The organism is Rhizobium sp. 007 (assembly GCF_015353075.1).
GTDB lineage: Bacteria > Pseudomonadota > Alphaproteobacteria > Rhizobiales > Rhizobiaceae > Rhizobium.
In genome coordinates this window covers 316781-329699 of sequence record NZ_CP064191.1, presented here as the reverse complement: position 1 = coordinate 329699, position 12919 = coordinate 316781, and the positions used below count along the sequence as shown (strand labels likewise).

The 12919-nt window shown below is 55.8% G+C and carries 13 protein-coding genes and 1 pseudogene; 2 read left to right on the top strand and 12 right to left on the bottom strand.

The genetic code is table 11. The features are described from left to right. Nucleotides 1–243 precede the first annotated feature (243 nt). The 12 genes and pseudogenes from virB11 to ISN39_RS35460 form a co-directional block, all read right to left on the bottom strand. Nucleotides 244–1284, bottom strand: coding sequence for a P-type DNA transfer ATPase VirB11 (gene virB11, locus ISN39_RS35515; RefSeq protein ID WP_194732553.1), 1041 nt, complete (start codon nt 1282–1284; stop codon nt 244–246). A 38-nt stretch (nt 1285–1322) separates the two neighbouring features. After that, nucleotides 1323–2447, bottom strand: coding sequence for a type IV secretion system protein VirB10 (virB10, locus tag ISN39_RS35510; protein WP_194732552.1), 1125 nt, complete (start codon nt 2445–2447; stop codon nt 1323–1325). Next, complete coding sequence (gene virB9, locus ISN39_RS35505; protein ID WP_194732551.1) at nt 2444–3325, bottom strand: P-type conjugative transfer protein VirB9; 882 nt, start codon at nt 3323–3325, stop codon at nt 2444–2446. The genes virB10 and virB9 overlap by 4 nt, the downstream gene beginning before the upstream one ends. After that, a complete protein-coding gene (locus tag ISN39_RS35500) occupies nt 3322–4035 on the bottom strand; it encodes a type IV secretion system protein VirB8 (RefSeq protein WP_194732550.1) in 714 nt (237 codons plus the stop codon). Before ISN39_RS35500 ends, virB9 begins: the two co-directional genes overlap by 4 nt. After that, complete coding sequence (locus ISN39_RS35495; protein WP_194732549.1) at nt 4022–4189, bottom strand: type IV secretion system lipoprotein VirB7; 168 nt, start codon at nt 4187–4189, stop codon at nt 4022–4024. The genes ISN39_RS35500 and ISN39_RS35495 overlap by 14 nt, the downstream gene beginning before the upstream one ends. A 33-nt stretch (nt 4190–4222) precedes the next feature. Continuing rightward, a complete protein-coding gene (locus ISN39_RS35490) occupies nt 4223–5110 on the bottom strand; it encodes a type IV secretion system protein (RefSeq protein ID WP_194732548.1) in 888 nt (295 codons plus the stop codon). A gap of 80 nt (nt 5111–5190) precedes the next feature. Further along, nucleotides 5191–5871, bottom strand: coding sequence for a pilin minor subunit VirB5 (gene virB5, locus ISN39_RS35485; RefSeq protein ID WP_194732547.1), 681 nt, complete (start codon nt 5869–5871; stop codon nt 5191–5193). A 13-nt stretch (nt 5872–5884) separates the two neighbouring features. Beyond that, complete coding sequence (locus ISN39_RS35480; RefSeq protein WP_194732546.1) at nt 5885–8254, bottom strand: VirB4 family type IV secretion/conjugal transfer ATPase; 2370 nt, start codon at nt 8252–8254, stop codon at nt 5885–5887. Further along, entirely contained in the window at nt 8254–8580 is a 327-nt protein-coding gene (locus ISN39_RS35475; RefSeq protein ID WP_194732545.1) for a type IV secretion system protein VirB3, read from the bottom strand. Before ISN39_RS35475 ends, ISN39_RS35480 begins: the two co-directional genes overlap by 1 nt. Then, nucleotides 8580–8942 carry a pilin major subunit VirB2 gene (virB2, locus tag ISN39_RS35470; RefSeq protein ID WP_194732544.1) on the bottom strand — a complete coding sequence of 121 codons (363 nt, stop codon included), beginning with the start codon at nt 8940–8942 and terminating at the stop codon, nt 8580–8582. The genes ISN39_RS35475 and virB2 overlap by 1 nt, the downstream gene beginning before the upstream one ends. Nucleotides 8943–8956: 14 nt before the next feature. Next, nucleotides 8957–9655: a type IV secretion system lytic transglycosylase VirB1 gene (locus ISN39_RS35465; protein WP_194732543.1), complete on the bottom strand. Its 699-nt coding sequence runs from the start codon at nt 9653–9655 to the stop codon at nt 8957–8959. Between the two features lie 763 nt (nt 9656–10418). Further along, nucleotides 10419–10574 (bottom strand): annotated as a pseudogene (locus ISN39_RS35460) (IS110 family transposase); the annotation flags it as partial. A gap of 57 nt (nt 10575–10631) precedes the next feature. Between ISN39_RS35460 and ISN39_RS35455 the strand changes: the two are divergent. Next, complete coding sequence (locus tag ISN39_RS35455; protein WP_194732542.1) at nt 10632–11336, top strand: IS6 family transposase; 705 nt, start codon at nt 10632–10634, stop codon at nt 11334–11336. 364 nt (nt 11337–11700) lie between these two features. Then, a complete protein-coding gene (locus tag ISN39_RS35450; RefSeq protein ID WP_194732541.1) occupies nt 11701–12852 on the top strand; it encodes a 3-deoxy-7-phosphoheptulonate synthase in 1152 nt (383 codons plus the stop codon). Nucleotides 12853–12919: the final 67 nt, after the last annotated feature.

Below are 12919 nucleotides of genomic sequence, written 5' to 3'. Positions count from 1 at the left end.
GAGATTGTTGCTGCAAATTTGCGGATGACCGCTGATGCTGGAGGCTAATCGCTCATAGAACCTGAGGTGCTCGCTGCCAGCAATCATCGTGCATCCGCGCCGCGGGGGATTACCGGCACCACATAATCTTCGATACCGAGCGGCTCGGATGACCACATCGCCCGACGAGTAGCTCCCGCTGTGCCGACGGCCTCTTGAGCAATTAGCACTGTGAAGGATGCGGTCGGAGGCGCTGGAATAAGCCTAACGCGGGTTGAGAAGATCAGCCACCGTCTCTCCCCGTCGGCGCGCGTCGGCCGCGAGCCAGATCTCGCCTACCTCATATACATCACCGAAGGTGCGGAACGGCACGATCACATCGACAGCGGCAGATAGCATATCAATCAGCGTGCGATCTTCCATGGCAGCTCCCCGTGGGCTGCTCTTGACGAGCGAGAAGAGCTTTTTGAAACCCTCAACCGGATCGGCGCCATGAATAGTGGAGATTGATCCTGGATGGCCAGAAACGACTTCGCTGAGATAGGCCCAAGCGGCATCGTCGCGTATCTCACCGAGCAGTATTCGATCCGGCCGCATACGCAGGCTGGCCTGTAGAAGCTGCTCCGCCGTGACCGCACCCAAACCTGCTCCGTCTTTCGAATATAGTAGGCGAACGTGATTCTCGTGCGGAATTACGAGTTCGAGCGTGTCTTCGATAGTGATCAGTCTTTCCTGAGGCGGAATGGCGTTGGTCAAAGTCTTGCTCATCGTCGTCTTGCCGCTACCCGTGTGTCCGCAAAGCAGCATTGTCAGCCGCCCAGTCACACATGCATGCAGGAATTCTTCCAGATCACCGCGGTCATAGTACTCAAGGATCTTTTTATCCTGTTGAGCTTGACGCTGTTTGCGCGACTGCCATTGATTCCAGCGCGGAGCATCATAGCGAGATGACACATCTTTAAGTTCCGAAACACGTGAGGATGGGCGCCGGATCGTCAGGCTGACGGTGCCCGACGGCACCGTTGGCGGTAAACAGATTTGCAGCCGCTCTCCATTTGGTAACTCGGTGGCGCAGAGAGGGCTACGTGGTCCAACATCCTGCTTTCGTAACGCTCCCGCCAAGATCGCGATATCTTCGAGATCATCATAGGTCAGAGGTAAAGGATGTTTAGTAAATGCGCCGGCCTGCCGGACGAAAGCCTCTCCTGGTCTATTAATCGCGACCTCTTCGGTCCTTGGGTCCTCAAGCCATTTTAAAACCGGTTTGAGGAGCAAACGCAATTGAGGATCTGCCTCGGTTTGCATTGAGATCTCCGATCTTCGTTGTCGTTGGACTGCTTGGGCTAGGGCCGTCGATTGCGCGCTCTCATTGTCGCAGTGGTCGTGCGAAGCTCGTATATATCTGAGAAGTCAAGATCCCGAGCCACGAATATTGATACTGCGTCCCCCTGGTTCTTCCGCAGGGTTGGCGGAATGTTGATGGTTGCTTTAAGCGCTGTGTCGGCGGCTTGTGCCCCATTGCTTTGAAAGCTGTTGAGGTTAGGCCCGCCGGAGCTTTCGGTGTATTGACTGGCAGTCTGGAACGCACCTTGGACGACGCTCATGAGCATTGCCCCTCCGAAACGTTGCCAGAAGTGATTGTCCACCGTGCCAGGCATACCTGAGCGCCCTAGCTCGTCAGCGCCTGGTGACGCGAGCGAGACTACGGCATGGTGCGGTGTTTCGGCGCGATTCCAGATCACAAAAACGCGCGCGTCCCCTTGTTGAAGTCCACGCTGAATTTCGCCAATGACAGTTGTCCCGCGATCGAGAAGCACAACGTTGTTCGTTGCCCCACGGACGTCTTGAGGTAGGACGCACTTTACATAGCCAGGCAAACTTGTATCGATCGCGGTTTGTAAAATGCAGGGAATAGTCGTTCCTTGCGTAATCATGAAGTCAGGGTGCGGCAAGAGTGTGGCCCGGCTTGGCTCCTGCACACCTGCTTTCATCCGCTGTGATAGGTCATTATCGACTGAAGCTTCGTCCGCGAGCATCGAGGCATACTTTTCCGAGGTGGAATCCTCTTTGTCTTCGCGAGTGTGACCGACGTCCGCGGGTTGCTCACCGCTTTCATAGGCAAAAATAGGCGATTGCTCGGCCTGCGGATCATTTGCTTCCGAGGAGCTCTGTGCTGGCGGGGAAACTGCCGGCTGCTCAGCCGGCGGGGGTGCTGAACGATCAGGAGCAACCTCAATCGGTGCCGGACGAAAGGGCTCGGTGTTGGTGAGAACTGCTCTTTGAGGCGCAGGGGATTCCACTTCTTTCTTTGAACGTCCGCTAACCCAGATGAGGGATAGTGATGATGCCACAATAACGCTTGCAATCATCAACTTCTGCGGTCCCGAAAGGCGCCGGCGAGTTGGCTCAGAGACCAGGGATCCGGCTGCATCTACGTCGTGCCCGGTTTGTGGATTGACGGCGTTCATCGACTTGCCCCCTTCAGAACGCGCCACACATCATGTCTCACTGTACCGGTGCCCGGCTTTCGTCCAATGGGATCGTATGCGCTATTCCAAATGCCTAATACTGTACGGCCATCTCTCAGACGCCATTCACCGGCAACTGCGGAAACCTCGACATAGTCTCCTTTGACCGAATAATTGGCGGCGGCTTCCTTGCCGTCCGGATTGATCATGTAGATGGAGGGAATGCGCACATTACCTGGAAAACGGAAAACAGTACTGAATCCGTTATCAAAAACCTCCAACGGCGTGAGCGAACGGTCGCCCTGTGCGACGTAATGAAAATTGTTGGATCCGGGATCGGCGATTCCGGCCGGCTGATCCAATAAATCCTGGGCCCTCTGTTGATACTGCGCTTTCGCTCGGAGCCGTTCGACGACCGACGACTTTTCTACTTTTTTTTGCAGAGCAGCAGCTTCGTCGGCAGGATAGACGAATTGTACACTATAATAGAGGTCAGGCTGTTCTTTGTTGAGCCGAGACATGGTCTTGGTGGAGATACTAAAGACATATCGTCGGGTACCTGCCTCGCTCGCGGTCAGCACGACGACTGGCTGCGGCGGGAGGGCTTGGCTTGCTTTGAAAAAGAGATAGTGGCCGCGCGGAAGGGCTGCCAGATCTTTGCTATTAGAAACGGCGACAGCTGTTACGGTCTCGTTGGCACCGAATGTAACAACTAAAGTGGCCCCGACAGCGGTCGACAGTCGGACCACTTGGTCGGGATTGTAGGGCAGATAGCGCATGCGCGGATCTAGTTTGCCGGCTGCAGGGGTGTCTTCCGCATGCGCGCCTATCGCTAAGGAAAGCAAACAGATTATTGTGAGAAAGGTCCTTGTTGTCATGGCTCGCTACGCCCCTCGTTCGATACGGTATCTTCTAAGGCCTGGTAGGAGATAACCGTCAACCCCCCTGGATTGGACAGTCTCGATTCACCGGACAGGCTTGTCACCTTTTCATAACGGACGGTTGCAGTCCAAGTGCTCACGACCGGCCTCTCGCCATCCATGATGAGCGTTTGTTTGTAACGAATCTGCTGGACGCCCGGCGCAATATCATTTGAGGAGATGTGCTCGACATCTAGTCTCCCCCCCTCACCGATTGTGACCTGTGGCGACGTCGGATTAGGGTAATTGAAGAATTGCTGATATTCCTGGCGCACAGATGGTGCGCTGAAACTCGATACGAGATCATAGGCGTATTGAGCTGTGTCCGCTGTATAGCCCTCACGCAGACGGACGTATTGCCAGAGTGAAGCGTTGATAACGGCCTGCTCTTGCGTTGCGGGCAGTCGAGACACAGATACTTCGCTGTCAACGGTTCCATCCGCTCGTACCCAGAGATACACAGGCACGAGCTTGGTCAGCGGAACCATAGTGGCGATAGTGAAGGCTTGCGCGATATTTCCAACAACTGCGGCCGCCGCAATGACCACCAAAATCTTGGAAAGACGCCGCGCCGACTTCGCACGTGACGTTTGGAAGGCCTCTACTTCCCTATAGTGCGCGGAAAGCGCTTCTCGCTCCACCAGGAGAGCATGTTCAGCGCCCTTCATTAGGCTCTCCCGCACATTCGAACTGAAGATCCGACGCCGTGGGTTGCCATCGCTCCACATTCAGCTGAAACGCAGCACCCTTGCAGGTCGCCAGTGTATCACTTGTCTTGCAAGCGGCCAATGCGAGGAATAAAACCAAAGAACAATACTTCATGCAGTCAACCTACTAGTTTCGTTATCATTGCGTTTAACGGCGCGCAACTTGGGCCAATTGGCGGTTAAGGCTGCCGAGAGATTTATTTGAGCCTGACCAATGGGCACCTGCAATATTGCCGGCGATCACCGGAAGCGCGACGATCAGGGCGTCACCAGCTAGAAAGAGCATGTCGAGTTCGTAAAGCCCGATAATCTTGGCTGCCGTCGTGCCCGCATTGTTGATCACCACGAGCATTATTGTGAGACAGGCTAATTCCGTCGCGATGACTATAGTCGCCACGATGTTCAACAGGAGAAGCAGCAGCCCGTAGGAGAGGAGCTGGCCGACCCATTTGGAAGCCATGTCGCGGGTGTGATCAAAGAGATAGCCTACCAGGATCAGCGGACCGATCGCTAAGAGTACCTTGGTAAGAATGCCACAGGCGTCATTGATCTCGAACGCTACCCAAAGCGCACCGTAGAAAACCCACTGTGCGCCTTCAAAGGCGAGAATGTCTTGGCTATTCATTGGTCCGATTTCGGACGCAATCTTCTGAAAGGCGACCTGGCTTAGAGCAAACATGATGTCAAGCTTTTGCGGAATTTTAATCAGCGGAATATCACTGCCGCTGACCTTGTGAACGAAGCCCGGAATTGTATCCTCAAAGAATGAGACTACGTAACCATGATAGTTCGCCTGCCCCAAGACAAGGGAGACAACGATCGACACTTTGATGATCTTCATGATCCCACCACGAGCATCGATTTCGCCGCGCATCACCAGAATGCCCTGGACTATGATCCAAAGCGTGACGCACGCCACCAGAGGCGCATTGACTGCGCTCTGGATCTTTTCGAGCACTGAGTTCAGTGCGAGTGTAAAGGCACTATCGAAGACCGTATGTATAGCCGTAAACGGCGCAGAAATTGAGAATTTCATCGCTCCAACCTGATTTGGCTCGTTCCACCGCAGTTGGGCGGAGTTGAACTCCTATCTGAGCCGCATTGCCCACCGTTCAACTATGGGAGTAAGAAGATCTTCGAGGTTTCCTGGCGTTCTCGTCGCTGGGCTGCGGCCTCCTCTGCGGCGTGGAGGCTGGCCCGTGCAGTGGCCATCGTCAGCAGACTCGTAGCCTGGCTGTTCTGGATAATTGCGTCGTGGATCTGTTTGAGAAGCAATCCGTTTGTGACGGTAGCCTGCATAATGTTCCGTGAACGCGACAGCTGACCTAGCGTGTTGCCATTTTCCCGAAGGCGCTTGTCCATCAACTCCAGATTGTCGGCTGCAATACTCGCGGTATTAGCAGCACCGGTTATCTGCTCACGGAGCAACTCTGCATGTGCGTCGCCGCCATCGATTACGCGATCGCGATCCATGGCGATCGAGCGTGCTGTGGCCGAGACTGGTCTCTTACTGTCAAACATCTGCTCGCTTAGGTTATTCGTCGAGGGGTACTTATTCCCTTGGTTGAGCTGGCTCAACAGCCCGGTGACCGCGAAGGTCGACGTGAACATCGCCACCATCGTCATCGTCTGTTCCAGCAGATCCGCTGTCTTCAAAAGGGACAGACCAGAGTTTACATAAGTCAGCCACGTGTTCACGTTTGTAGTGGGGTCGGAGACGACAAACTGCGCTCGGGCCGGCGCCTGCATAATAAGGCAAGCGGCAAGCGTCGTTACTGTCAATTGGGTGAATTTCATGAAACTTCCTCCGTCAATCTTGCACTTCGTTGTAACGTGCCATGAACTTGTCGATCCACGCATCAGGGGCATTTCCGTATTTGTCACGGAGCTGATCGACAAAACGCACCGTGTTGGCCCGCCCCGACAGTACGGCGACATATTCGCGCATCTCGCCGAGATCGAACTCGCAGATAACGCTTCCGCTCTCGCGCTTCAGCAGAAATTTGCGGCTGCCGATTGCCATCTGCTCGCGGATGGCCTGAAATTCTCCTTCGGTACACTTTAAGCCGCCGATGTAGGCTGATCGGTCCGCTGTCGGTGATGGGTAGAAGATTTTCGTCATGCATTGTGCAACGAGACTGGCTCCAAGGGGCGATTCGAGAACATGCTCAGGCTGCTGTGTTGCGAGTATCAACATGCCGTTATTCTTGCGAACAGTGAGCAAGAACTTGTCGATGACTGCAGCGAATTGGGGGTTTAATAGATAAAACCGAAACTCGTCGCAGCTCATGACAAAGCGACGGCCATCCACGACAGCGCCCACTCGATGCAGGAGGTATGCAGCGGCCGGCGCACAAACCTCTTCGTACTCTAAGAGCTGAGTCATGTCGAAGCCGGTAATCGAGGCATCCAGCCTTACTTCATCCGCCTCGCCATCGAAGGCCCAACCGAGCGCGTTTCCTCTGCACCACCGCTCCAGTCGCGCTCCCGCGCCCTCGGATGGGCTGTGTAACAGGAATTCGCGTAGGCCCGCGAGTGAACGCATACTGGGCTCAAATGAAAGCTGCCGGACGATAGCGCGTTCGAGGCGGCGGTTCTCTTCCGGCGAAATAGCTCCGCGTCCGTCGCTCTCGATCAGGGCCGTCACCCACTCGCGCAGAAAGTCCCGGGAGGCCGATGTATCGTCTAAGCCCCGTAGAGGCGCCAGGCCGCTGGGAACGCCTCTGCGTAGCGCCAGATACGTGCCTCCCGTGGCACGTACTAGCAATTCACCACCGCGGTCCTTGTCAAAGAAAACAATCGTACCATTGCGTCCAACCATGCTCTGCTCGAGCATCGCAAGGACGAAGGTCATGAGCGTTGTTTTGCCCTTTCCGACGGGTCCGAATATTGCCGTCATACCCACGTCATTCTCGTGAGGAAGGTAATCGAAAGGAGTTCCACCGTTGGTGCGGAAGCGCGCAACCGCATTGCCCCAGTGGCCCGAATCGGTGCCGCTTGGGAAATTCTCTAATGAGACAAGACTCGCGAAATTTCGTGAGGTGATCGCCCCGGGTCGCGTGCGCCACTTGGTGTTTCCCGGAAGTTGCGCCCAGTAAGCCGCCTCCATACCAATACCCTCTTGGACGATAACGGCGCCCGCATCCGTCAATCGCGTGCGGGCGCTTGCGGCGCGGTCGGCAAGGCTATTAAGATCATCGGCATAGACGCACAGGCTTAAATGATGCGAGCCCATTACGAATTCGCTGCTTGCCAATGCGTCCTCTGCCTCGGCGAGTTCATTGATCTGGGTGACGGCCTTGTCACCGGAACTCGTCATTTGATTGGACTTGAGACTGAGTTTGGCATGAGCCTGTGCACGCGTGAGGAAGGAGAAACTCTGGCTCAACACAAGCGGGAAATTCGCGGACAATAGCGGATTGAGCATGCCCGGCCGCGTCTTTGCCGGATATTCTCGAAATGAAAACATTGAGCCAACGTAGCTATCTCCGGGGGTTCGAATCTCTAGTGCCCGCTTACCGCAGATTACTCGGTCGGTATAAATCGAAGCGCCCAGTGAGCCGCTAACCATTGGAACCGGGGTAACACGGCAGGTCATTATCAGTCGGAGCGCCTCCGCGATTTCTGAGAAAATCACGCCATCTTTCTCGCGGATACCGAGCCGGCGGAGACCATAGGCATCGAGGGCGGCACCAGTGACGTGCCACAGATCTTCCAGGTTCCGCGTTTGATTTGCTAGATCGTTCTCGTTTCTATTGTTGCGCTTGATGAACCGGCCCGTGAGTTTGCCAACTGCAGTGCGGGGAAACACGACCAAGGTGAGGAAATGATCGTTGCGAAAGAGTTTTCCGGACAGCACGCGCCGCTCATAAGCTTCGCTCAGACTGCCAGCAAACGCGCTATGGAAGTGCCGTGCCGGGGGCGACGGCACATCGTTATGTCGGACCAGATGAGCACATATTGATACATTGTCATCGGCAATGTTGCGCAAGAGCGCATTAAACGCTCGGCAGCGTGCATTGCGGATGGTAACGTCTTCCAGTTCGAAGGGCAAACCTCTGACATGTGCCATGGCCATGACTGAGCCGTCTTCGAGAAGGACAACCTGGTCGCTGAGGTGGCCAACATATGGTAGATATATCTCACCAGACCTCTCGGTCCTCCCACTTGTCCCGAACATTAAACCATTCCTCTTCCTCGTCTCGGCACTTTGATAGGGTTGGGGCTGACGCTTGCCCCGCCCCAGAACGGCGCATCCACGCTTCTTCCAGCCGTCTGGAGAAAGAGTAGCGCTACACTCGCGGCGTTGTAGTCGCGCTCGACAACAATCCGTGATCCGAACCACAGTGGCACAAGAATAATTTCGTACAGAGGGTTCTGGACGACGACGATGATCAGGCCGGCTAACATCATGAGCAATCCCGCCAAGTTCAGCGGCACGCCTAGGAATAATGCAGGGCGTGTCGCCGCTACGTATAGAATACTCTCTTCCAGTCGGTCGCTCATCAGCCCCCCCCTATGAGGGCTTTACCAAGGGAGCTGGCCCCAAACATGATGACGATCCCCCCGATGACACCGGCAACGAGACCGAGTGAAGCACGGCCGAACATCCATGATATGCCGATGGCGACGATGCCGAGCACAGCCAGAGACTGTCCGAAGGGACCAAGGATGAATGCGCAGATATTATTCACCATTGTGGCAGGGTCGGTCCCCCCTGTCACTTGCGCCATCGCTGGCCCGGAGCAGATAAGGCTCCAAGCCGCCGCGCCGCCACCAGCTGGCGCATAGTTAGCCGCCATGCGCAACATAGCTTCCCGGAGAGAAAAAGGATTAAAACGCGAACGATATCTGTTAGATGACGCCATTATTGTATCTCCATTCAATCGAATACAAATTGTTTCTTGTTCGAGGATTCATGGTCTCCAGACCTCTGGAGTGCTGGAATGTCGTGTGCCGAACGGTCTCGCTCATACGAACCCCAGACATCCCATTTGTCTTCCGAGATCGGCTTTTCCTCGGCCTCTTCCGGTGGTTCGACCAGCGGTGGCAAGATCTCTCGAGCGGCCGCCTCAACCTTCCGCACATAACCGTTCGCAAACCCGCGCGTCAGGTCACCCGTGTTGTAAGCCGAGATCGCCTGGCGAAGCGCCAGTTGCTTTGCCGCGGCAGTGCCGCCGCCAGCATAGCGGCTTTCTAGCAAGTGCGCCGCAGCCGCAAGTGACATGCAGGGCTGAAAGGCCTTTTCGATCGTGAGATTGAGGACGGAAAAGTTTTTACTGTTGATCTGCATAAGTCCAACGTCGACTGAATGTTTTGCTTCGATGCGGTTCTTGACGCTCTGGCGCGCTTGCGTTTGATCATTCCAGTGAAGAGTTTCACCGGTTGTATTGTCGTGTGCCGCAAGCGGATCAAAGCCGCTTTCAACCTTGGCAATTGCGGCAAGCGTTGAAGGATCAACCCGCGGAGCACACTTGCGAGCGAGGCGCTCGAACTCTCGAAAGGAGAATGGAGCGGCCTCGGCTGATGGGCACGTCGAGGTCACCACCACGAGGGCCAATGGCCAAGCTGCGTGTAACATTTTCCTATCACCTCAGTTGCGGCTGCCAGAAAGAATCAGCGTCATCTGTCAGTCGCCGTTTTGGGGGAGGTCTGTTACTCTAGGATGTTGCAATTCCATCTTTTGGTTTCATCTGAAGTAAATACGCTCTAACGCGTCCGCGAGCACTAGACGAACGATGCAAGTGCCGTGACGTAGGTGGTTTGCTGCACAAGTTGAGGAACCAATCCACCTTGTTAAAGCGATGGAATGAAAGGCCGATGCCGGAGGGCGCTTCTGTGAATATCAACCAAAGAGTCGAACAAACAGCGGCTTGTCTGTAGTGATCTGAACCGCCTCCGCTGGTCCAGCGTTTGGGGGCGGTTCAAGAACCACTGGAGCTCTAGTCGCCGCTGGATGAAACTTCAGTGGCAGGTCAGGACCAATAAAGCAGCAGCATGCTCTGACCGAGCTCAAGTGCGAAAAAGCTTTTATGTTCATTTGCAAGCTCTTTAATCATGACTCTTTCCTTTCCGGTTTTGACGACGAAAGCACATGCGTGAAGCTGTTGAACAAAGCAGGAGACAGGGCGTTTCGACGACGGCTGGCATACTCTTATGCGCGGGTTGGGTACCGCATTTCCGTGTGTTCGTCTGGGGCTGCCTCGGTCTAGGATCGGGCGTGGATTTTATCCGCCACATAGCTTTGACGAGGGTTTCCCACCGGAGCCCTGCCTCCATCTTTGTCCAACAGCAGATGACTTCAATTTTTCGGTTAAGCGTTGCTCTTCAAGCTGACTATCGGCTTAGGGCTTTGCTGTGGGAGCGACCTCATGCCCGATCGCCCACAGGAACGCTGCCATTTCTCGCGCAATGGCGGTGACCGCGACGACCTTCGGCTTGCCTGCCGCCATCAGCTTGCGATAGCGCGCGCAAAGTCGCACCTGGCCCTTCCATGCAATCTCTCGGGTACTGTCACATTGATTGAGCGGTAAGGAAATTGAGGTAGCAGCGCACCCATGACCGTGAGTGCACCGACCTACAAGAACCACCGCTATCCGATCGAAATCGTAGCCCGTGCTGTCTGGCTCTACTTTCGCTTTAATCTGAGCCTGCGCGATGTCGAGGAAATGCTGCTCGATCGCGGGATCGTCGTTTCCTACGAGACCATCCGCCGATGGTGCCGAAAGCATGGCCTTGATTATGCGCGCCGCATACGCCGCAAGGCGCCGACGAAAGGCGATGTCTGGCACCTCGATGAAGTCGTGGTGCGCATCAACGGTCAGAAATGCTGGTTGTGGAGAGCGGTTGATCAGGACGGATATGTGCTCGACGAGATCGTCCAGACGCGCCGTAACACCAAGGCGGCCAAGCGCCTGCTGACGCGACTTCTGAAGAAGCAGGGCATGCCGCCAAAGCGTATGATCACCGACAAATTGCGCTCCTACGGGGCGGCCAAACGCCAGGTCATGCCGAACGTGGAACACCGCTCGCATAAAGGCTTGAACAACCGGGCGGAGAATTCTCACCTGCCGTTGAGAAAACGGGAGCGAACGCGACAGGGTTTCCGGTCGGTTGGCTCATTGCAACATTTCGTGTCGATCTTCTCCGCCGTCCGAAACCTCTTCGTCCCATCCCAGACCAACCGCTCCGCAGCACAAATTCGAACCCATCGACGCCAGGCAATGGCCGCGTGGGAAGCTGTGAGTGCACGGCCTGCCTGAAAAGCGCAGGGTCGGCCTCACGTGGCCACATTCAAACAACGTGACAACGCCAGTGGATCGAGCATCAGAGCGGACAGTCGACGCTCCATATTCATCATTGCGCAATCTGGGATTACCGGGAACAAGCCCGGAGCCGGGGCGTCGAACTCACCCTTAAGGCGCCTTGCGAATATTGCGTGCCCGCCACAACGGCCATGATCACCAACAAAGGGCTCCATGCCTCCCACGAGTTGATCGAGGGCGATAACGGACGCGGGTGCAAATGGACGGCGTCTCAGGTTCGATCCTGATTAACGATATTGAACAACGGACAATTTGGAGTTTGCGATGACGCAGTATTTTCAACTGCAAGGCAGCTTCTTCGATGCTGCCGCCCAATCTGAATTCGCGCATTGTCGCTCATCAGCAACCGGATTGGCCCAATAGAAAGGCGCTCGCGACCAAGCTTGCGAGCCTTTCGTCCGATGGGCTCGTGAGCGAACACTCCGTTCAGGCCCTGCGAACAGAACTCGCCCAGCTCGGGAAGGACGGGCTGATCCTCCAACTTGGAGATTGCGTGGAAGATCTTGAGCTCGACGTCCGGGCCGACACCCTCAAAAAGCTGCGCTTCATAGATGCTGGCCGCACCCAACTCGGGGCGCGCACCGGAAAGAGCGTCACTGCAATTGGCAGGATTGCAGGACAATATGCCAAACCGCGCTCCGTAGACACCGAGCAGATCGATGGTCTCCAGCTTCCTGTCTATAGGGGTCCCATCGTTAACTCCGCTGAACCCACGATGGAAGCCCGACTGCCTGATGTCGGCAGAATCGAGCGGGCGCATGTGGCCTTGCCGCGAGTCGCGCATCGGGTGGTTGCTGACTACAATCGGACGAGTGGCGAAAACGGCCATGTGTGGACCAGCCATGAGATGCTGCTTCTCGACTACGAACTTCGCTTTCTGGCTCGAGGGAGCCGGGGCCGCCATCTCGCCACGACGCATTGGCCCTGGATCGGAGCGCGAACGCGCCAGCTGGGCGGTGCCCATGTCGCGGTGGCCGCCAGGCTCAGCAATCCCGTTAGCGTGAAGATCGGACCTGATACGGACCCAACCGAGGCTGTGGCCCTGGTGAGAAAGCTCAACCCGCTTGATGAGCCCAGCAAGCTCGCGTTCGTGATCCGCATGGGCTTTGAGCAAATCGGAAAGCTCCGGCCGATCGTTCGGGCCGTGCGCCGAGAATTTGAGAACGTCCTCTGGATCAGTGACCCCATGCACGGCAATACCGTGAAAGCGCGGTCCGGCCTCAAAACCCGGCACCTCGCCCACATCATTTCCGAGTTGCAGGATTTCCAAAAGATCCTTCAGGAAGAGAAGCTGATTGCCTCCGGCCTGCATCTCGAAGCCACACCAGACGACGTCTACGAGTGCGCGGATGATTTCGTCGAACCCGACGCAACTCACCGGTACACATCCTTGCTCGACCCTCGCCTTAATCCCGAGCAGACGGCCCGTGTTCTAGACTCGTGGTTTGTCTGACCGTTCAAACTGATCCAAATGCCGCGAGCTATGCCGGAAAGGCTGAAGCGTGGCATCAAGTGTTGCG